Genomic DNA, 19,294 nt, shown 5'->3' on the forward strand with positions numbered 1-19,294 from the left:
TGCTTATTAATTAGTACAAGGAGTGCAATAAATTATGAAAAAGTTATTCGTAGTATTAACTTCCATTTTTATCGCTGCATCTGCTTACGGTTTAACAAACTCAACTTTGATTGATTTTGCTTTAACAGGTAACGCTGACAACTTACAAGCTGGAGAAGGTGATACAAATGAATTAGTGCCAGTTGCTGACAACATTTATAATGATAACTGGGTTGTATGGTTGAATGAATCTGCTAGATTAACAGAAAACCGCAGAAATTCTTATGTTACTAACGTAGACAGCAAAGGTAACAATGGTGCATGGGAAGCTGGTAAAGTTCTTGGTGTAAGAGTACATTTCCCATTACCAGATTGGAACAGCTATGCTTTAGTAAAACCAGTATACGAACTTGAAATGTATGGCGGTGCTGATGGTACTAAATATACAGAAGGTAAAGGCGTTATACATAACGTTGGAGAAATCAAATCTATTAGTTCATGGGTTTATGGTCGTAACTATTTAGTTAGCTACTTTGTAAACTTACAAAATGAATTCGGTGAATTAAAATCTTATCCAATGGGTAATATATACTTCAATGGTTGGAGACAAGTAAGATGGGAAAATAGAGAGTATTTACCTAATGTTCGCGACAGAGTATTAGTAAGAGAACCTCTTTATCCTAGAATGATTCCTTCTGTTAAATTAGATTCTTTAGGATTCTACAGAACTAAAGATACTAAAGGCGGAGATTTTATCACTTATGTTAAAGATGTAACTCTTGAGTACGATGTAGTAGTTGTTGATTTCGAAGAAGATATCGACGATGAAGGTACTTGGCAGATCTTAAAAACAGAAAATGATAGAAAACAAGCTATAGAAGCTGCTAGAATACGTGAGCAAGCTGAATTAAGAGAGCTTGAACAAAGACGTATAGGTGACGGTACTGCTACAGATACAGCTGCTACTACTACAGATACAGCTGCTACTGATACTACAACTACTGACACAGGTGCTGCTGAAGAGCAAGCTCAATAATAACTTGTTTTAGTATAAAATCAGTTTAGAATTTTAAGGGGAAACAAAAATTATTGTTTCTCCTTTTTTTTATGTGTAGATTTTTTTTAAATTATTGTTATAATTTAAAAAAAATTGAGGAGCTATTATGAAAGTAATGAATAAACCTATCTTAAATAAAGAAGATTCTTTATATATATGTATAGACTTGCAAGGGAAATTAATGCCTGCTATGCATGGGGTAGATGAATTAATAAAAAATACAAATATTTTATTAAAAACAGCTGATATATATAATATTCCAGTTTTAGTAACTGAGCAGTACCCTAAAGGATTAGGAGGAACTGATGAAAGAATAGAGCTGCCTAAAAATCATAAATTATTTGCAAAAGATTACTTTAGTGTTTTTGGTACAGAAGATTTTGTTAAAGAATTTAATTCTCTAGATAAGAAAAATATTATTTTATTTGGTATTGAAACTCATGTTTGTGTTTATTACAGTGTTCTTCATTTAATTGAAAATGGATATAATGTTTGTGTTGTAGGAGATGCTGTATCTTCAAGAAAAGAAGAAAATAAAAAAATTGCCTTGGAGCAAATGAGAAAAATTGGTGCCAATATTATAAATACTGAGATGGCTCTTTTCTGGCATATAGAAGGTTCCAAAACTGAAAATTTCAAGGAGTTAAGCAAATTAATAAAATAAATTTAAGGAGATAGAATATGGCTAGAAGAAAACTTATAGCTGGTAACTGGAAAATGAACAATTCCAATAAAGAAGCATTAGAATTAGTTAATCAATTAAAAAATTTAGTTAAAGATGTAAAAGATAGAGATATAATGATAGCACCTACTTTTACTTGTTTAAGCGATGTTAATAATGCTGTTAAAGGAACTAATATTAAATTAGGAGCTCAGAATTTATATTTTGAAGAAAAGGGTGCTTTTACAGGACAAATTTCTGCTGATATGCTATTGGCTGTCGGATGCGAGTATGTTATTATTGGACACTCTGAATGCAGAGATATTTTCGGAGAGAAAGATGAACTTATCAATAAAAAAGTTAAAAGAGCTTTAGATAAAAATCTTATTCCTGTTTTATGCGTGGGAGAACATTTAGAAGAGAGAGAAAAAGGAATTACAGCTAATGTAGTAAGCGGGCAAACTAAAGCTGCATTTAATGGGCTAACTGAAGCAGAGGCAAAAAAGGTTGTTATAGCTTATGAACCTGTTTGGGCTATAGGTACTGGAAAAACTGCTACTCCTCAGGATGCTGATGATGTGCATAAAACAATTAGAGAAACTTTAAAATCTCTTTACAATGATTCTGTTGCTGATGGTATGATAATACTTTACGGCGGAAGTGTTAATGAAAAGAATGCTGATGATTTACTTAATATGCCTAATATTGATGGTGCTTTAGTAGGCGGTGCTTCATTAGTTGCAGATAAATTTGCTAGAATAGTTAATTATATTGCTAAATAATTATTTTATTTAGATTTAATATTGATTATGAGTATGTCATTTATAATGATGTACTCATTTTATATATGGTCAATATATTAAAAAATTATATCTTGTTTTATTTTTATTAAAATATATAATAATATGAAATTAATAAATGGAAGTTATATATTGAAAATATTATTTACAAAAATTATATTAATATTTATATTCTTTACAAGTATTTTATCTGCTCAAACTCCTGAGATATTAAAAAAGAATTTCTTTTTCTGTGAGGGTAATATAGGAGATGTTAAGATATATGTTTATTTGTATTTGGACGAGAAAAATATATCAGGAAAATATTATTATGATACAATAAGACAATTCATTAACATAGAAGGTAAAATTTCAGGAAATAGCTTTAATATTAAAGAGTCAGTAAATAATCGTGTAACAGGATATTTTGAAGGAACTATCTCTGATGATTTGGTGTTTGCAGGAGAATGGTCGTCTAATGATGGTAATAATAAATATGATTTTAAATTTTCAAGAAAAACATCTTTCCCTATAAATAATATAGAGATTATAACTTCTATATTAAAAACAGATACAAAAGAAGCTAATTACTTTGAATCTAGTAAAGATGCAATTATTATCAAAAATACTAAAAATTTAAATGCAATAGATAAAATTTCTTTAGATGTTGATGGAATAAAATCATTGAATGAAAATAGAATACATTTTTTGCTTAATAGTGCTATTATAGATGAATATGGAAGCTGGAAAGAAGACTTAAACGACAACATGGATTTTTATATAAAAAGAGAAATAAATGTTTCTTTTTTGGACAATAAAATAATATCTTTTTCTATATATAATTATTCCTATGCAGGCGGTATGCACGGAATATATAATTCTATACCAGCCATATATTTAATTTCTACAGGTGCTAGGATAGGCAATAATATATCAGAATTGATAGAAAATAAGAATGACAGGGATTTAATTAACTTAATGAGAAGCAAACTTCTTAGAAATTTTACAGAGAAAGATTTTTTTGATTTTTATTCAATAGAATTGAGTGATACTTTTGATATAACGCCTACGGGTATTAAGTTTATATGGCCTGTTTATAAAATAGCAGGATATGCTCAAGGTATTATTGAAGTTGATTTAACATACTCTGAATTAAAGCCTTTTATAAAAAGAGATTCTGTATTTTGGTATTTATTTGAAAAATAATATTGAGGATTGATATTTTTTATGAATGACAATGATATACACCCTATAATGAAAGAACTTACTAAGGTTACAAAAGAAATGCCTATGCCTGTGGTTACTGAAATAAAGATTTTAACTAATAGGGATGCATATAAAATTCTAATATCTACAATGCTTTCTCTTAGGACTAAAGATCCTACAACTAGAGATGCCTCTATGAGATTATTTGAAAAAGCAGGAAATCCAAAAGATATGCTTAAATTATCAGAAGAGGAAATAGCTAAATTAATATACCCTGTTGGTTTTTATAAAGTAAAGGCAAAAAATATATTAGAAGTTTCTCAAATGATTATAGATGATTTTAAAGGCAATGTTCCCGATGAGATTGATGAGCTTTTAAAACTTAAAGGGGTAGGCAGAAAGGTTGCAAATTTAGTTGTTACAGAAGCATTTGATAAAGACGGTATATGTGTTGATACCCATGTGCATAGAATATCAAACAGATTCGGATATGTTAGTACAAAAACACCTGAAGAAACAGAATTTGCTTTAAGAGATAAATTGCCTAAAGAATATTGGAGAGTCTATAATGATACTTTAGTTGTGTATGGGCAGAATCTATGCAAACCTATATCTCCATTATGCAGTAAATGTACTGTATCACAATATTGCGATTATTTTAAAAATGAATATAAAGAAAATAAAGTATCTAAAAAAAGCAGAAAAAAATCTAATGATTAGTAACTTCTTTTTTCTTATTAAAGATATCCTTTTCTGAAATAATGACTCCAGATAATATTAATAAAATACCTAAAATTGCTAATGGTGTTATATTTTCATTTAAAACTATTTTTGAAGTTGCAGCAGTTACTATAGGTATAAGATATATATATGTATTGTTTTTTACTGCACCTAATATTCTAGTAGAGTATGCCCATGTTATGAAGCATAAAGTACATGCTACAAATGATAAAAATAAAATATTAATTATGTTAACAGGTTTAATATAATCATTTATGTTAACATCAAATTTCATAAAAAATAAGATAGGAATCATAAATATCAAGCCGTATATAAAAGTTTTTTTAGTTATACATACAGAGTCATATCCTAAATCTCCTACAGCTTTAACTAATACAGAATATACACCCCACATAACAGCGGCAAGCAAAGCAAACATATCTCCTATTGGATTTAATTTTAAAATAAATTTTCCATTAAATGTTATTACTGCAATTCCAATAATTGAAAATATAAATCCTATAAAAAAATTAAATTTTAATTTTTCTTTCAAAAATATTGATGCAAAAATTCCTGTGAATAATGGTCCTATTGCTACTAATATACCCACATTTGAAGCTAAAGAATAATTTAATGCTATATTCTCGAAAAGATAATATAATGTTACGCCGCTTAATCCGGTTAAAGCAAATAAAAATTCATCTTTTTTTGGATATATTTTATTATTTTTGGGATATATTATCATTAATAATATAAACCCCAGCAAAAATCTAGTAAAAAGTATTTCTATAGGAGTGAAATCATTAAGTAATATTTTTGTTGATATGAATGTTATACCCCATATAAATATGCTGAAAAATGTAGCAAAGTATGCCTTTATATTCATTTTTGTATCCATTTTATTTTGAAGAATCTTTTACTATATTTTGTATATATTCATCATCTTTCATAACATTAACATTGTTTTTATCATCAGTTTTTTCGGTATCTTTATCGGAACAAGATAATAATATCATAATTAGAATTAATAAACAACACACTTTTTTTAACATTAATACAATCCTGCAATTATATAATTATTCTCTGTACTATATAAAACATGATAAGATTAAAAATATAAAATTGTAATTTTATTATTAAAATTATTTGACAAAATATAGAAATATAATATTATTAATTAACATAATATATTTAAGGAATATTTAAGTATGAAAAAGTATTTATTGTATTTTAGTATTATTATGATATTTTTATTCATGATTCTTTCATGTTCTAAGAAAGCTTATAATAATATTAATATTAAAAAAGCATTAGATATTATGAGTAAGTCAACAAATCTAGTTTTATTAGATGTAAGAACTCCTGAGGAATATATGTCTGGAAGTGTTCCTAATTCAATTAATATCGATGTTATGGATACAGATTTTAAAACAAAAATAGATATTTTGGATAAAAATAAAGAGTATATAGTTTACTGCAGAAGCGGAAATAGATCTACAATAGCTTCAAGTATAATGGCTACAAATGGTTTTTTACGTATATATAATTTAGCAAATATAAATTATACTGACTTTGTAAATGCCGTATTAACTAATGAACAATAGTATATTTATATAATAGAAAAAGTTTATTTATAAAAAAGCAAGAAGTATTTATAATTCCTTCTTGCTTTTTTGTTTATATTACGCTGTAAGCTCTTTTATGGCAGCATATATATTATCTGATATATATATTTTTTTATGAGCTTCGCATGATTTTATAGACCATTTCGTATATTCATTTAATCCTGTTATTATAATTTTTCCATTTCTGAATTCAAGGACTTTTTGAACTTCTAATATTAGATATATAGCATTTGAAATAATATATTTTATATTTTTAAAGTATATTATTATATTTTTAACATTATTCTCAAGTAATCTATTTAATACATTAAATAAACTATTATACATTGTTATATTAACATCTTTGTATATAACGAGTATAGCATCTTTATTTGAATTAATCTTATATTCCTTTATATATTTATAATCGTTATTATTCATAAATTTAAAACCTCCAATTTTTAAAGCAGCCTATAGTAAATTTCCATCATTTCTAAATTTATCAAGTTTTTCTTTTAATGTATCATATAAACGAAGGAAGCTAGGCAAAGATAAATATACAGATGTCTCCACATCCACAACATTTTCCTTACGCATTTCATTTCCTAATAATAATACTATTTCTTCATCATTTTGTATAATAGCACTCCTATTACTGTATAAAGTTCTTGATTTTGATAAATCATAATATGTATTGTTTATTTTTTTCATTTTCATTTTATTTCTCCTTAAATATTACAATTATGCTTAAATAATTGATAATAATTTTTGCATTTAAAATATAACTTATATTTTAAATTTTTCATTAATGTGAAGTAATATATAGTTCCTATAATGTCATAATAATATATATAAAGTATAAAAAAAATGATTTCATAATCGTTTTTTATAAAAAACGATTATGAAGTAATTATTTGATAATTTTTGATATATAGTTATTAAAATACTTGTTTTTTATAATTTTTTATTATATTATATAAAATTAGTAGAAAATTATTTTAGTATATTATATTTTATATTAGGGAAGAGAAATTAATTATTATGAAGAAAGTTATATTATTTATAAGTTTTATATTTTTATCAGCACAAGCATACTCTCAAATAATGACTCCTGAAAAAGTTGTCAGCATGATATCTAATAGATTTTCAAATATTCAAGGGTTTGCAGCAAATTTTGTTGAACGTAACGGAAGTACAATATCTTATGGAAATGTTTTAACTAAAAATCCTAATCTTTTTAGAATGCTTTATACTAAAGGCGGTAACGGACAATCTATATATTGTAATGGACAAACATTATGGATAATATTTCCAAGAAACAATGTAGTAGCTGAACAGAAGTTAAATTATGGAGATGTAGGAGCTATTTATACTGCTGCTGGAATATCTAGATTAACTTCTAAATTTAATATAGATTTTTATAATGAGAGAGATTTAATATCTGTTAATAGTTTTAAAGATTCTGAATTAGGTATTGCAAAATATGATAGTTCATCTTATGCCGGAAATGATAATAGATCTGCTTATCACATGCTTTTAACATCAAAACAAGCAAGTGTAGATAGAACAGGTTTTACAAAGATACATTTATGGGTTGATAAAGACGGAATGATAATAAGAATTTTAGGAATAACACCAACTAATGTTCCAGTTGAGTATTTGTTTACGGATATAAGCTATAATCCAAAATATGAAAATGCAAATAAAGATTTTGAGCCTGAAATACCTGAAGAGATGCAGGTATTAAAAGATGGTTTAGCACCTTCTAATTAATTTATTTTTGTTAAGGATTTATATGGAAACTATAGGTCAAATATTAAAGAATGCCAGAGAAAAAAAAGGTCTCAGTATAGAAGAGCTCGAAGCTAGTACACGTATAGTTGCTAAATTTATAAAAGCACTTGAAAATGAGGATTTTGATGCCTTGCCTGGTGAAATATATGTGAAAGGTTTTATTAAAAATTTAAGTGATAAACTTTCATTAGATGCTGAAATGGTGCTAGAGAGATATAATCTTCAAAGAAACGGTGCAAATTCTGAACAAAATTTAATTAAGAATCAAAAAAGTGTCAAAAAAATAAAAGAACCTGTAGTAATTAACAAGGATGAAACGCAAGCACAAAAAGAAAATGATGCAAATAAAGAAACTGTAATAAAAGATAATACAAAAAGTAATGAAGAAAAAACTATAAAAGAAACTAACAAAAAAAATAAAAATATTAATTTAAATAGCAATGCTGAAACTGATTTATTATTCATGGCTAAAAGAGACTTGAATAAATTGAGAAATAATAATATGTCTATAATGCCTAATATTATTATTGTTTTAGCTATTATTGTTGTTATAGCTGTTATAGTTGTAAATAGAGATAATATATTAGGTTTATTTTCAAGAAATAAAAAGCAAAATAGAAATGATGTTGAGATAGCAAGAAATATAGTTGATAGCAAAGCCAAGCAGAATGTTAAAGTTGGAGATGTTATATATTTTAAACCTCTTGGTATATCTGCTACTATAAAATTTAATACTATAGGAAACGTAGTTCATATTAATATTAATGGTCAGGATTTATCTTTTTCTAAGAGCAGCCCTATAATATTAGATTTAAATGGAAATGGAATCAATGATTTTAGAATTAGTGTTATTGAAGTTTATGATGATTTAGCTACAGTTGAAATGGAAAAGTTAGAAGAAAATCAAATGGTTAATACAGGATATAGTAATGAGATTCAAATTCCGGATATAACTAATGAAATGTATGATGATACAATTTCAACTAATTTGTTAGTTATTAATGGAGAAACATATATAGAACAGGATACAGAAAAAATTGATATTAGAATAGAAATAACTGCTAAACATTTTGTATATGTAAGATATTTTATAGACTCCAACAGACCTGCTACTACAAACCTTTTAAGCGGTAAAACATTGTATTTAGAGGCTAAAGATGTTGTTATGCTTACTATTGGTAATGCAGGAGAGGTTGTAGTTAAAGTTAATGGTAAAATTATAAATGTCGGAGCTTCAGGCGAGACAGTGAATAAGACTATAAAATGGGTTAAAAATTTGAATGATTCTACTAGATATAATTTGATTATGTCTGATACTAAATAATAAGTTAAAATGAAGGATAATTGATTGCAAAATATATATTTACATAGTTTAGGATGCGAAAAAAATACTGTTGATGGAGAACATATATTAGCCATATTAGAAAAAAAAGGTTTTAATATAACTAATAACCCTGAAGAAGCTGATATTATTATTATAAATACATGTGCTTTTATAGAAGATTCCAAAAAAGAATCTATTGATGCTATATTTGATCATTCTATATATAGGAAATACGGAAAATGCAAAAGATTAATAGTATCCGGATGTATGAGTGAGAGATATAAAAATAACTTTCTTGATATGTTTAAGGAAGTTGATTCTGCTATAGGAATATATGATTTAGAGAATATATTGAAAGCTGTAGAAGAAGATGGTTTTCATGATGCAGAAGAAAATACCGAATATAAAGAGTATGGTGATAGAGTAAATACAGGTACTAAATATAGCGTTTATATAAGAATAAGTGACGGATGTCATGCTAATTGCAGTTTTTGTGCTATACCTAGTATTAGAGGCGATCACAGAAGCAGAAAGATTGAAGATATAGTAAAAGAAGCTGAAAATTATGCTAAAAATGGTGCTAAAGAAATTAATTTAATAGCTCAGGAGACAACATTTTACGGATATGATATATATAAAAAATTAGCCTTGCCTGATTTGCTTAAAGCACTTTCAAAAGTTGAAGGCATAAAATGGATAAGAGTTTTATATCAAAATCCTGTAGTTTTAAATGATGAAATAATAGAAGCCTTTTTTAATATAGATAAAGTTCTGCCTTATTTTGATATACCTTTGCAGCATGTTGATAAATCAATATTAAAAGATATGAACCGAGGTTCAAGAGGCTATAAATTTTATAGAGAGATGATTAAAAAGATTAGAAGTTATGATAATAATGCTGTTATAAGAACTTCTTTAATAGTAGGTTTTCCTGGAGAAACAAAAGAGTCTTTTCATAAATTAATAAAGTTTGTTAGAAATGCAGAATTAGACAGAGTTGGAGTATTTACATATTCTGATGAAGAAAATACTAAAGCATTGAATATAGATAAACCAAAAATAAGCAAAAGAAAAAAAATGCTTCTTAGGGAAAAACTTATGAGAGCTGCTATAGAAGTATCTGAAAAAAGATTAGAAAGATTAGTAGGCAGTACAATAGATGTTTTGGTAGAAAGAGAAGAGGATAATAAGTTTATAGGAAGAAGTATTTATGATGCTCCGGAAGTTGATGGGTATGTTGAAATATATAATGAGAAAAACTATGATGTTAAGATAGGAGATATAGTTAAAGTTAATATAACTCATAATACCGAATATGATTTAATAGGTAATTTGGAGCTAGGGGAGAATTAATGAAAAAGAGAACTAATAAAAATATAAACAATGAAGATAAATATGATAACAGGGAAGAGGCGTTTAAGAATTATTTTGAAATAGTTACAAAAATAGTTTATACATTGAATTTAATTTCAGATAGAAATGACATGACTAGAAGACTATCGAGTAATATTGACAGAGCTTTAGGTTATGATGATGAAATGATATCTAATAATGAAAAAACAGTTAATAGTGCTAATGAAGTAGAATTACTTATTAATTCTTTAAAAAGCGATGTAAAGAAAATATCTAATTTTAAAAAATATAATTTTAATATAGAAAGATTTATTTCAGAAAGAGACTTAAATTTAGATGAAAGATTTATATTATATTCTCTTTTAACATATACAATTTATGGTGATTCTATGTCTGCTATATCTATTAGGAGGATATTAGAGCTTATCACTTTAAACTCAGACATTTATATAAATAAATATCATTATTTTGATTCTAAAAGCAAATTAATGTCAAGCGGTATATTTTCACTATCGCATGAACCGTATCCAAGCGGCGGCATACTTGAGGTAACAAATACATTGATAACATTTGTAAACTCTAAAGTTATATTTGCTTTTTTAGAAAAAGATGATTATAGCGTAATAGAAAATGTTATAAACAGCGAAGAGATTATAAGAAAATTTTCACCAGACACGAGTACATCAGGCAGTAAGAAAAAATCTTCAAAATCAGATATTTTAACTCCTAAAGAGATAGTATCAGAACTTGATAAAACAGTTATAGGGCAGGATGACGCTAAAAAAGTATTAGCTGTTCATGCTTATTTGCATTGCTTAAGAATAAATGGAAATAAAGAAATACCTTTTAGATCTAATATATTAATGATAGGTCCTACAGGAGTAGGTAAGACTTATTTAGTAAAAACTTTGGCAGATATTTTAGGATTACCTTTTGCACGTGCTGACGTTACAACTCTTACAGAAACAGGATATGTTGGAGATGATGTTGAGGTTGTTTTATATAATTTATATAGAAAAGCTAATGGGGATTTGGACAAAGCACAGCATGGCATAGTATTTTTAGATGAGGTTGATAAGATAGCTAAAGCTGATGCTCATCAGTCTACTACAGGTAATCCGTCAGATAAAGCTGTTCAGGAGGCATTGCTTTCTATGATGAATGGAGAGGATATAAGAGTCCCTGAATTTGGAGACAGACGTATGATGCATTCCAGTGATGGAATCATTATGAATACTAAGAATATATTGTTTATATTTGGAGGAGCTTTTGTAGGTCTTGATGATATTATAAAAATGCGTTTAAAAGGAGAGAGTAGTTTGGGGTTTGGATCCAATGCTGTAGTTAATAAACTTCAGAAAAATAGGATATTAAGTCAGGTTGATGTAAAAGATATAGAAAAATACGGCATGATACCTGAATTTATAGGCAGAATTCCGATAATTGTAACATTAAATGAACTTACTAAAGATAATTTAAGAGATATATTGACAAAAACTTCGGAATCTCCTATTATAAAATATACAAATTTTTTTAAAAGTATAGGAAAGAAGTTGACAATTACAGCTGATGCTGTAAACTATATAGTTGATAAAGCTTCCAGCATGAATATGGGAGCCAGATCATTAAAAAGTATAGTTGAAACAGCAATGGTTAATATACTTTTTAATTTGGACGGGATAAAAGGCAGCACTTTAACACTTACTAAATATGATTTAGAAAAAGTGTTTAGTGAGAAGGAGTCAGTAAATTCAAGTACAGAGGAGAAAAAGTTAGACAATTCTAATAAAAATTTCTCCAAGGATGAACAGAGCTATATGGCTTGATTTTACGTAGAATACATTACATTTGTTATAATTAATGTATGTATATTATTTTAAGAAGAGATAAATTGGAGTTTGTGGAATGATAGTAAGTAAAGAGAAAGAATTATTAAAAGATTATGAACTTATAGAGGCACATAAAAAAGGCGATAGTGAAGCATTAGATATATTATTAACAAGATATAAAAATTATATATTTAATCTTTCATACCGTTTTATGCATAATTATGAAGATGCTATGGATTTAACTCAGGATGTTTTAATACGTGTTTATAAAGCCATAGACAGATATGAAGAAAGAAATTATTTCAAAGGCTGGCTGTACCGCATAATAAGTAATACAGCTATCAATATGTATTCTAAGGCATATAGGAGGGAATCTCCTTACTTAGAGAAATTAGAAGTAGTTGATGATAAGAGGTATAATACAGAAAAAGAATATGAAAGAATATACCTTCAGGAAAAAATTTATAATGCTTCTAAAAAGTTAAAGGGAAAACAGAGAGATGTCTTTATATTGAGGTATTACGAGAATTACTCATATAAAGAAATAGCAGATATATTAAACATATCAAGCGATTCAGCTAAGAGCAATTATTCTTATGCCCTTAAAAAAATGAAGTCGCTACTAGAAAAAGAAAGGACTCTTTTATGAAACTACATGAGATGATGCAATTTAAGAGCAAAATTGAAAAAAAGAGAGATAGTTTCAATTTGCCAAATTTGCCGGATAGAGAATGGCAGTATATGCTTCAAAGGGCAAAAATGGAAAGTATGAGAAAAAAAGATATAAATCCATTGTATGCCTTTATGACTTCTGCTAGGCTTTCTTTTGCTTTATCTACGGCAATAGTTTTAGCATTAGTAATTTTATTATTGTATAGTAATCCTAATGATAATGAGGTAAATAATTCTAGAGCTAATAATGCATCAACTACTAGGGGTAATGTAGATATTGTTAATGTTGCTAATAGTAACTTTATTTAATCTATTTTTGTTTGACGGTATTATACATTAGTATAATTATATCTTGAGTATTATTATATTTTTATAATATCCGATAATATCATAAAAATTAGATTTTTATTTATTTTGAGAAAATATTAAAATAATTTGTAGGATTATAGTATGTTTCAATTTCATTTGACAAGTAAGGCTAAAAGAGTTATAGAATTATACGCTGAAGAAGAAGCAAAAAGACTTAATCATGATATGATAACTCCGGAGCACGTTTTATTGGGTTTATTGCGTGAACCAGAGGCTTTAGCAACACGTGTATTGACAAGATTAAAAATAGATTTAGATAAAATAAAAATAGAGCTAGAATCCTCAATGGTAAAATCTTCTCCTACAAAGTTATTTGGAAAAATACCTACTGCTCCAAGAGTTCAAAAACTTATAAGCAAATCAGCTGAAGAGGCTAGAGCTTTCGGACATAATTATATAGGTACAGAACATTTACTTCTTGGATTACTAAGAGAAGAAAGCGGTACAGCTTATAATGTACTTACTAGCTTAGGTCTTGAATTAACTATTTTAAGACAAGAAATATTAAAAATGCTTGGTGTTGTTGACAGCAATATGTCATCATCGGAACAGGTGCAGCATCAGGAAGATACAGGAAAAAAAGTAAAAACTCCTACTTTGGATCAATTTGCCAGAGATTTAACTAAAATGGCTAGAGATAAAACTTTAGACAGGGTTATAGGCAGAGAAAATGAAGTTATGAGAGTTGTTCAGATACTTTCAAGAAGAAAGAAAAATAACCCTATATTATTAGGAGAACCTGGAGTTGGTAAAACTGCTATAGTTGAAGGATTAGCTGAAAAGATAGTAGCAGCTGATGTTCCAGATATACTTCTTAAAAAGCGTGTTTTAACTTTAGATTTATCATCTGTTGTTGCAGGTACTAAGTATAGAGGTGAATTTGAAGAGAGAATAAAAAATATTGTTTTAGAGATTAAGAAGGCTAATAATATTATTATATTTATAGATGAGCTTCATACATTAATAGGAGCAGGCGGTGCTGAAGGTGCTTTAGATGCTGCCAATATGTTAAAGCCAGCTCTTTCAAGAGGTGAAATTCAATGTATAGGTGCTACTACTATTAATGAATATAAAAAATATATAGAAAAGGACGGGGCATTAGTTAGGAGATTCCAGCCTATAAATGTTGAAGAGCCTAGTATAGATGATACTATAGAAATTTTAAATGGAATAAAACCTAAATATGAAGAGCATCATAAAGTAAAATATACTGATGAAGCTATAACTGCTGCTGCTGTTTTAAGTAAGAGATATATATTCGAGAGATATTTGCCTGATAAAGCTATAGATTTAATAGATGAGGCAGGTTCAAGGGCTAGACTTATAAATATGACTAGACCTAAAGAATTTAAAGATATAGAAAAAAGAATAGAAGAGCTTAATAATCAAAAGAAAGATATGGTTGATAACCAGAATTTTGAAGAGGCTGCAAAAGTAAGAGATGAAATAACTGCTTTGCAGGAAGAGCTTGCTAAACGTGAAGAAAAATGGCGTGAAGAACGTGAAAAAATAGAAACTTTTATTGAAGAAGATGATATAAGACATATTATATCTGAAATAACTAATATACCTATAAAGAGATTATTGAACTCTGAAAGTAAGAGACTTATAGGTATGGAAGAAGAGCTTCATCAAAAAGTTATAGGTCAGGAAGAGGCTATAGCTTCAATATCTAAGGCTATAAGAAGGAGTAGGGCAGGGCTTAAAACTTCTAAAAAACCTCTAGGAAGCTTTATATTCTTAGGACCTACTGGTGTTGGAAAAACTGCTTTAGCTAAGGTATTGGCTGAGTTTATGTTCGGCGACAGTGATGCATTAATTAGAATAGATATGAGTGAGTTTATGGAAAAGTTTGCAGTAAGCAGACTTATAGGAGCTCCTCCAGGATATGTTGGTTATGAAGAGGGAGGCGGACTTACTGAGAAAGTTAGAAGGAAACCTTATTCGCTTATTTTATTTGATGAAATAGAGAAAGCACATCCTGATGTTACTAATATACTTTTACAGGTACTTGAAGAGGGACAGCTTACTGACAATTTTGGAAGAAAAGTTGATTTTTCAAATACTATAATAATTATAACAAGTAATTTAGGTGCAAGAGACATAGTTAAAGGAAGTTCTTTAGGATTTAATGCTATTGGAAGCGAAAAAGATATTAATGATATAAAGAATTTTGCTTTAGAAGAATTAAAACAAAACTTTAATCCGGAGTTTTTAAATAGAATAGATGATATTATAGTATTCCATACGCTTACTAAAGATAATCTTAAAGACATTATAAATATAATGCTTAAAGAACTTAATAAAGCTATTAAAGATAGAAATATAGTTATTAATTTAACAGAAGATGCTAAACTTTATATAATAGATAAAGGATTCGATAAGAAGTATGGTGCTAGAAGTTTGAGAAGAGCTATACAAAAAGAGATAGAGGACTATATAAGTACAGAAATATTGTTTGGTAATATTGAAGATGGTGATATTATTGATGTTGATGCTAATGATGGCTCTTTGATATTTTCTTATACCAAAGCATTAAAAGCTGAGGATAAGGAATTATCTAAAAGTTAGTTAACATACTCCTATAAATATTTTAAACGCTTCAGAATTAATTTGATTCGTTAATTTTGAGGCGTTTTTCTGATGTATTTGTGAATATTTTTATTACTTTATAATTGGTATATTCTTTTTGTACCGTATAACTAATATTTATTATATTAGGTCTCATATTAGTATATATATAATCTATTTTTATAATTATATCTTTAACCTCATCTCCATTTTCTATAATTTCTCTCCATTGAGTTTCCATTTCTTTCATTTCACCTATATTTAATTCTTTGTTTATTGGAATTAAATTATCAATATTAGGAGAACCTCCGAATTGCCTGCCTATTATATGTCCTCCATGATCATTTCCTTTTATTCCGTATAATTCTACAACTTTTATTTGAGCATAATTATTTCTGCTTGCATTTGATAAAATTAAAGTTTCTTTTCTTGTTACTTTATATATTCTTGAAAGATAATCCTTACTATATTGCGTGCCATTTATATTGTAGATTATATTAGGCTTCAAATATTCCACTCTGTTAATTTTGACAAAATGTTTTTTATCATTTTCATTTTCTATTATATAAACTTTATTAGTTGTGCATGATATTAAGACAATTAAATATAATAAATAAAAAAGTTTTTTCATATATGATTAATTTTATTTACCTGATTTTAATTTTTTTAATGTATATTTTGGTAAACTAAAATTATATTTGATTGTTTTTTATATACAACATTTTAAAAGATGACTAAAAAAAATAATTAATATAAAATAAGAACTATAAGAGGGTTTATATAATTTAATGATTTAGTATCAAAAGAAAGCCCATCATAAAAAATTATGACAGGCTTTGAGAATGTTCAAAATTGTATTTTAGCTTTGTACTTTATACATGAATTTTGATGCTACTACAGTTATTATTAATCCGGACAAAGTAACAGCAAATGCAGGCATTGAAGGCAATAATAATTTGCATGCTAAAGGAACACCTAATCCGAATATTAACAATTTAGGATATTTAATTCCAAACTGCATTAATACAGCACCAAATACAGCAGGTACAGCATAAGATTTGAAAGCATCAGCAATAATAGCAGGAACAGCATTTAATATTGCCGCCCCTAATACAGCAGCCAAAGTAACAAAAAATAAATTTGTTATTATAGAACCTGCTATACCTAATGCTGATATTATTTCTACATTTCTTGTTCCAGGAGGTGTTTCTGTTACATCCAAAGCACATGCAGCAGCAGGTACTCTCATGTTTCCGCCGTTTCCTGATAAGAAATTCATGTAAGTTCCGGATAAACCTAAAACAGGATAATAACTTATAGGTTCAAGTATATACATTACTCCATAAGAAGAAGCAACTAAAATCCAAGCCTTTAAAACAACGTCTATAGGAGGAAATATATGGTGGCTTATCATTAAATAAGTAACAGGAAAGAATGATGCTACAACAGCAGATAGCAATGTAACACGTCCTATTAAATTAACAGGACCATTCCATATCTTGGCAAATTCTTTATCATCCATAATTAAGCTCCTCCCATTACAGTCATTTTAACAATTAATGCAACTATCATTCCGAAAATCATTGCAATTCCTAGATTATATTCTTTTATTTTTTGACCAATTTTAGTTTTTGATACATATTTAAGCAGTACAAACATAGCAGCAGCAGCAGCCAATACAGAAGCTGCAGTATCCATTTTCGGTAAATATCCGGAAGCTAAATTACCAAATACAGCAACCATTGATGCAGCAGATAATAAAGCCAATCCTGCTTGGTTTCCTCCGGATATTTTTTGTCTTAAACCTTCTAATTTACTTCCTAATATAGAGGCAGATATTAACCATCCGCATCCGTTTGCAGCCATAGTTATCCAAGATACAATTAATGCTACTTCTGTATAATCAGGACCTCCGAATTTAACTCCCATAGCTTCAGCACCAAATTGAGCACCAGCCATTTCTGTTGTAGCAGCACCTATTATAGAAAGACGCATCCAGCTCATTGGAGCACCTATTACAGATATCATACCAACCATAACTATAAAACCAGATATGGCAGGACCTATTGCAGTAAGCAAACCAGCTCTGAAAGCCTTTTTACAAGTATCGCTTGATATTCCTAAAGTTTTTGCTGTTTTATTAGCTAATCTTGTATATAAAATAGCCTGTACCAAAGAAATAATAACTACTACAGCACATAAAGGCCATAATATCGTCTGATTGGCTATCCTTAAAATCTCTTCATTCATTATTTATCTCCTAAATATTTTATAGCCCATTCGCTCATTAAAACAGACGGCTGATATAATTTTGATTCATCTATTTCAAATTTGCTGTTATGGTGAGGTATGTTCTTTTCTGTCATTGTTGAGAAAAATATGAATACTCCAGGCATTTTATGCTGATATTCTGAAAAATCTTCTCCTCCCATAGATGGTACAAAAGGAGCAGCTTTTTTGAATCCAAGTTCTTTACAAACCTGACTTAATTGTTCAGCTATTTGATTATCATTGATAACAGGAGGACATCCCCATACTATTTCAACTTCTGCTTTAGCTCTGTTTGCAATAGCTATAGATTCTGCTATCTCTTTTATTCTGCTTCCTATAAATCTTCTATTTTCTTCACTGAATGTTCTGAAAGTACCTTCTATAGTTACCTCAGCAGGTATTATATTATATTGACTTCCGGCATGAATTATACATACAGAAATTACAGTAGCATCTGTAGCCAATATTTCTCTGCTTTTTATATTATAAAGTCCTTGTATTATTTGACTTGATGTTAAAATAGGATCAACTCCTGAATGAGGATATGCTCCGTGAGATCCTTTTCCTATAACTTTTATTGCAAATCTATCGTTTGATGCCATTAAAGGTCCGCCTTGAAGCACGAATTCTCCATTAGGTACATCTGTAGCTATAGTACCTACATGAGTTCCAACTATAGCTTTAACACCATTTAATAAACCATCATTTATTAAATTGTTAGCACCTTTAGTAATCTCTTCAGCTGTTTGGAAAACTAATCTTACAGCACCTTTTAATCTTGATTTGTTTTCCAATAAATAATTAGCAGCACCTAAAAGGCAAGCAGTATGAGCATCATGTCCGCAAGCATGCATATTACCGTTTTTAGATGCATAATCGCATCCTGTTTCTTCTACTATAGGTAAAGCATCCATATCAGCTCTTATTCCAACTATATTGCCTGAACTAGAGTCTCCTATATCGCATACTATACCAGAATCTAATGAACATTCAACAGGTGAAAGTCCAAGTTCTTTTAATTTGTTCATAACATAACTTTTTGTTTGAGGAAGATCTGTACCAACTTCTGGTATTTGGTGCAAATCTCTTCTCATGGAAACTATGA

Annotated in this window: 21 protein-coding genes; 13 read left to right on the plus strand and 8 right to left on the minus strand. The window is 28.1% G+C overall.

Features of this window, described 5'->3' with window-relative positions:
• Positions 1-34 precede the first annotated feature (34 nt).
• The 5 genes from Q0J90_RS01160 (at position 35) to nth (ending at position 4,402) form a co-directional block, all read left to right on the plus strand.
• Positions 35-1,015, plus strand: coding sequence for a flagellar filament outer layer protein FlaA (locus tag Q0J90_RS01160; RefSeq protein WP_297276168.1), 981 nt, complete (start codon positions 35-37; stop codon positions 1,013-1,015).
• Positions 1,016-1,142: 127 nt separating this feature from the next.
• Complete coding sequence (locus Q0J90_RS01165; RefSeq protein WP_297276169.1) at positions 1,143-1,700, plus strand: hydrolase; 558 nt, start codon at positions 1,143-1,145, stop codon at positions 1,698-1,700.
• Positions 1,701-1,717: 17 nt separating this feature from the next.
• Entirely contained in the window at positions 1,718-2,479 is a 762-nt protein-coding gene (gene tpiA, locus Q0J90_RS01170) for a triose-phosphate isomerase (protein WP_297276170.1), read from the plus strand.
• A gap of 150 nt (positions 2,480-2,629) precedes the next feature.
• Positions 2,630-3,682: a DUF3298 domain-containing protein gene (locus Q0J90_RS01175; RefSeq protein WP_297276171.1), complete on the plus strand. Its 1,053-nt coding sequence runs from the start codon at positions 2,630-2,632 to the stop codon at positions 3,680-3,682.
• A gap of 21 nt (positions 3,683-3,703) precedes the next feature.
• The gene (gene nth, locus Q0J90_RS01180) at positions 3,704-4,402 is read left to right on the plus strand and encodes an endonuclease III (protein ID WP_297276172.1); all 699 of its coding nucleotides are present in this window, start codon (positions 3,704-3,706) and stop codon (positions 4,400-4,402) included.
• Here nth and Q0J90_RS01185 read toward each other — a convergent pair.
• A complete protein-coding gene (locus Q0J90_RS01185) occupies positions 4,392-5,288 on the minus strand; it encodes a DMT family transporter (RefSeq protein ID WP_297276173.1) in 897 nt (298 codons plus the stop codon). The genes nth and Q0J90_RS01185 overlap by 11 nt on opposite strands.
• A gap of 13 nt (positions 5,289-5,301) precedes the next feature.
• Positions 5,302-5,454, minus strand: a complete 153-nt coding sequence (locus Q0J90_RS01190; protein WP_297276174.1) for a hypothetical protein — start codon at positions 5,452-5,454, stop codon at positions 5,302-5,304.
• A 156-nt stretch (positions 5,455-5,610) separates the two neighbouring features.
• Here Q0J90_RS01190 and Q0J90_RS01195 point away from each other — a divergent pair, with 156 nt between their 5' ends.
• Positions 5,611-6,006 (plus strand): rhodanese-like domain-containing protein, encoded by a 396-nt coding sequence (locus Q0J90_RS01195; RefSeq protein ID WP_297276175.1) that lies wholly within the window; start codon positions 5,611-5,613, stop codon positions 6,004-6,006.
• Positions 6,007-6,084: 78 nt separating this feature from the next.
• Here the strand turns inward: Q0J90_RS01195 and Q0J90_RS01200 are convergent, their stop codons facing one another.
• Both Q0J90_RS01200 and Q0J90_RS01205 read right to left on the minus strand, forming a co-directional pair.
• Positions 6,085-6,447 carry an STAS domain-containing protein gene (locus tag Q0J90_RS01200; protein WP_297276176.1) on the minus strand — a complete coding sequence of 121 codons (363 nt, stop codon included), beginning with the start codon at positions 6,445-6,447 and terminating at the stop codon, positions 6,085-6,087.
• Positions 6,448-6,477: 30 nt separating this feature from the next.
• On the minus strand, positions 6,478-6,723 hold the full coding sequence (locus tag Q0J90_RS01205; RefSeq protein ID WP_297276177.1) for a hypothetical protein: 246 nt from the start codon (positions 6,721-6,723) through the stop codon (positions 6,478-6,480).
• A gap of 324 nt (positions 6,724-7,047) precedes the next feature.
• Here Q0J90_RS01205 and Q0J90_RS01210 point away from each other — a divergent pair, with 324 nt between their 5' ends.
• The 7 genes from Q0J90_RS01210 to Q0J90_RS01240 all read left to right on the plus strand — a co-directional run bounded on the left by Q0J90_RS01210 (position 7,048) and on the right by Q0J90_RS01240 (position 15,918).
• On the plus strand, positions 7,048-7,779 hold the full coding sequence (locus tag Q0J90_RS01210) for an outer membrane lipoprotein carrier protein LolA (protein ID WP_297276178.1): 732 nt from the start codon (positions 7,048-7,050) through the stop codon (positions 7,777-7,779).
• Between the two features lie 22 nt (positions 7,780-7,801).
• Complete coding sequence (locus Q0J90_RS01215) at positions 7,802-9,124, plus strand: helix-turn-helix domain-containing protein (protein WP_297276179.1); 1,323 nt, start codon at positions 7,802-7,804, stop codon at positions 9,122-9,124.
• A 24-nt stretch (positions 9,125-9,148) separates the two neighbouring features.
• Positions 9,149-10,477, plus strand: a complete 1,329-nt coding sequence (gene rimO, locus Q0J90_RS01220) for a 30S ribosomal protein S12 methylthiotransferase RimO (RefSeq protein WP_297276180.1) — start codon at positions 9,149-9,151, stop codon at positions 10,475-10,477.
• Positions 10,477-12,303: an ATP-dependent Clp protease ATP-binding subunit ClpX gene (gene clpX, locus Q0J90_RS01225; protein ID WP_297276181.1), complete on the plus strand. Its 1,827-nt coding sequence runs from the start codon at positions 10,477-10,479 to the stop codon at positions 12,301-12,303. The genes rimO and clpX overlap by 1 nt, the downstream gene beginning before the upstream one ends.
• 79 nt (positions 12,304-12,382) lie before the next feature.
• The gene (locus tag Q0J90_RS01230) at positions 12,383-12,955 is read left to right on the plus strand and encodes an RNA polymerase sigma factor (protein ID WP_297276182.1); all 573 of its coding nucleotides are present in this window, start codon (positions 12,383-12,385) and stop codon (positions 12,953-12,955) included.
• Entirely contained in the window at positions 12,952-13,287 is a 336-nt protein-coding gene (locus tag Q0J90_RS01235; protein ID WP_297276183.1) for a hypothetical protein, read from the plus strand. Before Q0J90_RS01230 ends, Q0J90_RS01235 begins: the two co-directional genes overlap by 4 nt.
• Positions 13,288-13,428: 141 nt before the next feature.
• Positions 13,429-15,918 (plus strand): ATP-dependent Clp protease ATP-binding subunit, encoded by a 2,490-nt coding sequence (locus Q0J90_RS01240; RefSeq protein WP_297276184.1) that lies wholly within the window; start codon positions 13,429-13,431, stop codon positions 15,916-15,918.
• 37 nt (positions 15,919-15,955) lie between these two features.
• On the opposite strand, the gene Q0J90_RS01245 is transcribed toward Q0J90_RS01240, so the two are convergent.
• The 4 genes from Q0J90_RS01245 to Q0J90_RS01260 all read right to left on the minus strand — a co-directional run bounded on the left by Q0J90_RS01245 (position 15,956) and on the right by Q0J90_RS01260 (position 19,292).
• Entirely contained in the window at positions 15,956-16,549 is a 594-nt protein-coding gene (locus Q0J90_RS01245; RefSeq protein WP_297276185.1) for a DNA/RNA non-specific endonuclease, read from the minus strand.
• A gap of 228 nt (positions 16,550-16,777) precedes the next feature.
• Positions 16,778-17,440, minus strand: coding sequence for a hypothetical protein (locus tag Q0J90_RS01250; protein WP_297276186.1), 663 nt, complete (start codon positions 17,438-17,440; stop codon positions 16,778-16,780).
• 2 nt (positions 17,441-17,442) lie between these two features.
• Positions 17,443-18,168: a DUF5058 family protein gene (locus Q0J90_RS01255; protein WP_297276187.1), complete on the minus strand. Its 726-nt coding sequence runs from the start codon at positions 18,166-18,168 to the stop codon at positions 17,443-17,445.
• The gene (locus Q0J90_RS01260; RefSeq protein WP_297276188.1) at positions 18,168-19,292 is read right to left on the minus strand and encodes a M20 family metallopeptidase; all 1,125 of its coding nucleotides are present in this window, start codon (positions 19,290-19,292) and stop codon (positions 18,168-18,170) included. Before Q0J90_RS01260 ends, Q0J90_RS01255 begins: the two co-directional genes overlap by 1 nt.
• Positions 19,293-19,294: the final 2 nt, after the last annotated feature.

The sequence above is a fragment of the uncultured Brachyspira sp. genome, from assembly GCF_944390595.1.
GTDB lineage: Bacteria > Spirochaetota > Brachyspiria > Brachyspirales > Brachyspiraceae > Brachyspira.

Excerpts from the sequence above, each read along its gene's own strand:
- Q0J90_RS01160 (WP_297276168.1), top strand. The coding sequence starts at position 35 with ATGAAAAAGTTATTCGTAGTATTAACTTCCATTTTTATCGCTGCATCT.
- Q0J90_RS01215 (WP_297276179.1), top strand. The coding sequence starts at position 7,802 with ATGGAAACTATAGGTCAAATATTAAAGAATGCCAGAGAAAAAAAAGGT.
- Q0J90_RS01245 (WP_297276185.1), bottom strand. The coding sequence starts at position 16,549 with ATGAAAAAACTTTTTTATTTATTATATTTAATTGTCTTAATATCATGC.
- Q0J90_RS01200 (WP_297276176.1), bottom strand. The coding sequence starts at position 6,447 with ATGAATAATAACGATTATAAATATATAAAGGAATATAAGATTAATTCA.
- nth (WP_297276172.1), top strand. The coding sequence starts at position 3,704 with ATGAATGACAATGATATACACCCTATAATGAAAGAACTTACTAAGGTT.
- Q0J90_RS01185 (WP_297276173.1), bottom strand. The coding sequence starts at position 5,288 with ATGAATATAAAGGCATACTTTGCTACATTTTTCAGCATATTTATATGG.
- Q0J90_RS01230 (WP_297276182.1), top strand. The coding sequence starts at position 12,383 with ATGATAGTAAGTAAAGAGAAAGAATTATTAAAAGATTATGAACTTATA.
- Q0J90_RS01195 (WP_297276175.1), top strand. The coding sequence starts at position 5,611 with ATGAAAAAGTATTTATTGTATTTTAGTATTATTATGATATTTTTATTC.
- Q0J90_RS01250 (WP_297276186.1), bottom strand. The coding sequence starts at position 17,440 with ATGGATGATAAAGAATTTGCCAAGATATGGAATGGTCCTGTTAATTTA.
- tpiA (WP_297276170.1), top strand. The coding sequence starts at position 1,718 with ATGGCTAGAAGAAAACTTATAGCTGGTAACTGGAAAATGAACAATTCC.
- Q0J90_RS01240 (WP_297276184.1), top strand. The coding sequence starts at position 13,429 with ATGTTTCAATTTCATTTGACAAGTAAGGCTAAAAGAGTTATAGAATTA.
- Q0J90_RS01255 (WP_297276187.1), bottom strand. The coding sequence starts at position 18,168 with ATGAATGAAGAGATTTTAAGGATAGCCAATCAGACGATATTATGGCCT.
- Q0J90_RS01190 (WP_297276174.1), bottom strand. The coding sequence starts at position 5,454 with ATGTTAAAAAAAGTGTGTTGTTTATTAATTCTAATTATGATATTATTA.
- Q0J90_RS01205 (WP_297276177.1), bottom strand. The coding sequence starts at position 6,723 with ATGAAAATGAAAAAAATAAACAATACATATTATGATTTATCAAAATCA.
- clpX (WP_297276181.1), top strand. The coding sequence starts at position 10,477 with ATGAAAAAGAGAACTAATAAAAATATAAACAATGAAGATAAATATGAT.
- Q0J90_RS01165 (WP_297276169.1), top strand. The coding sequence starts at position 1,143 with ATGAAAGTAATGAATAAACCTATCTTAAATAAAGAAGATTCTTTATAT.
- Q0J90_RS01235 (WP_297276183.1), top strand. The coding sequence starts at position 12,952 with ATGAAACTACATGAGATGATGCAATTTAAGAGCAAAATTGAAAAAAAG.
- Q0J90_RS01210 (WP_297276178.1), top strand. The coding sequence starts at position 7,048 with ATGAAGAAAGTTATATTATTTATAAGTTTTATATTTTTATCAGCACAA.